A 1,434-nucleotide genomic window follows, 5' to 3' on the forward strand; every position below is an offset into this window, starting at 1 on the left:
CTAATGCCGATCAGTTAAGATTATTTTGATGATCGGTTGACCGATCTTTTCAAGGCTTCAAAATCCGATATCAGTCTCTGGTATCGGATTTTTTTATGTCTTTACTCACAAACCTCGATGAAACATTTAGCCACGCAGAAGATTTGAATGCTCTCGATAAGCTGATGTCTTTCGTTGACCCTGAGCTTCTTCAGCAAGCTTATGCATTGTCGGGTGTAGCGACTGTCAGGCGTCGCCGATTGCCGCTGGATTCAGTCGTACTTACCATTGTGGGTATGAGTCTCTTTCGTAACGATCCTGTCTGGGATATCGCCAATAAACTCGACGTCTCGCTACCGGGTAAAAATCGTTTTGTTGCACCCAGCGCCGTCGTACAGGCTCGCCAGAGACTGGGGGACGAAGCGGTTGGTTACGTCTTTAAGCTGATGGCGCAACGGGCATTTGGTGAATATGCCTTTGAACAGTGGTGTGGTTTAAACGTACTGGCGGTTGATGGCGTAATGTTCCGTGCTCAGGATACCGCTGAGAATCTTGCAGCATTCAGTTGTGAACGGAATGCCAAAGGAGATAATCCATACCCGCAGGTACGCATGTGTAGTCTGATGGAAACGTCCAGTCACCTTCTTCTGGCCAGTGCGTTTGACAGTCGTGATGTCGGAGAGATGTCTCTCGCAGAGCGTCTTATCCCTTCGATTCCGGATAACTCACTGACCCTCTTCGACAGAGGTTATTACTCACTGGGGTTACTGTACCTATGGGCGACTAAAGGTATGAATACGCACTGGATGCTGCCCGCCCGTAAAGATTTACAGTACACCGTGAAGCATCAACTAAGCGAGGATGATGCTGTCATCATCCTCAAGACTTCCCCCCAGGCCAGAAAGAAGTTCGAGGCTTTACCTGAAACCCTCGAAGCCAGACTGACCAGCTACGAAGTAGACGGGAAAACATACCGTGTACTCAGTTCAATGGTTGATAGTATGCAGTTCCCCTATGATGAGATTGTTGATGTGTACGTTCAGCGCTGGGAAATCGAACTGGGCTTCAGGGAAATGAAACAGACACTACATCAGGCAAAACTGACACTTCGCAGCAAGAAACCTGAGATGGTGCGTCAGGAGCTCTGGGGTTTGTTGCTCGCTTACAACTTGATTAGAATGATGATGCTCGATGCTGTGAAGGACATGCCAGAGCTATCTCCTTCAAGGCTTAGCTTCAGCCTCTGCATGAGACACATCCTCGTATTCTTCCTGACCACCATCCCAGACACAGTAACCAAATTGCCCGTTCACTATGAGTACCTGATGGAATCGCTGAGGATGATGAGGTTACCTGATAAACGACCTGACAGGTATTACCCCCGGGTTGTGAGGAAGAGACCGACTAAATATCCCACAAAGAAAAATGCCAGTCAGCTTAACTGACTGGCATTAG

1 protein-coding gene is annotated in these 1,434 nt (G+C 48.2%); it reads left to right on the top strand.

Features of this window, described 5'->3' with window-relative positions:
* The first annotated feature begins 95 nt into the window (after positions 1-95).
* Positions 96-1,424, top strand: a complete 1,329-nt coding sequence (locus JKP77_RS22085) for an IS4 family transposase (protein WP_218313330.1) — start codon at positions 96-98, stop codon at positions 1,422-1,424.
* Positions 1,425-1,434 lie beyond the last annotated feature (10 nt).

The organism is Alteromonas antoniana, assembly GCF_019249295.1.
Taxonomy (GTDB): domain Bacteria; phylum Pseudomonadota; class Gammaproteobacteria; order Enterobacterales; family Alteromonadaceae; genus Alteromonas; species Alteromonas antoniana.